This window comes from Staphylococcus pasteuri, assembly GCF_030547725.1.
Classification (GTDB): Bacteria; Bacillota; Bacilli; order Staphylococcales; family Staphylococcaceae; genus Staphylococcus; species Staphylococcus pasteuri.
This window is the reverse complement of the sequence record NZ_JAUOQO010000563.1, coordinates 1-256: the sequence shown is the minus strand read 5'-3', so window position 1 is coordinate 256 and position 256 is coordinate 1. Positions and strand designations below refer to the sequence as shown.

Below are 256 nucleotides of genomic sequence, written 5' to 3'. Positions count from 1 at the left end.
AAATGGGTAGTGGCAGCTGAACTAGTGGAAACCTCTCGCTTGTTTGCTCGGGGGGTCGCTAAAATTCAACCCGCTTGGTTAGAAGAACAAGCTAAGCACCTGATAAAAAAATCATACAGCGAGCCCCATTGGTCAACTAAACAACAGGCTGTAATGGCTTACGAAAGTGTTCGTTTATACGGCGTAAGCTTGGTGAACAAACGTTTGGTTAACTACGGGCGTATCGACCCGGTGGTTGCGCGTGAAGTGTTTATTC

1 protein-coding gene is annotated in these 256 nt (G+C 46.9%); it reads left to right on the top strand.

Annotation, left to right across the window (positions count from 1 at the left end):
* Positions 1–9: 9 nt before the first annotated feature.
* Positions 10–256: DUF3418 domain-containing protein (locus tag Q4528_RS14735; RefSeq protein WP_303522410.1), on the top strand; the 247-nt coding region annotated here is incomplete at its 3' end.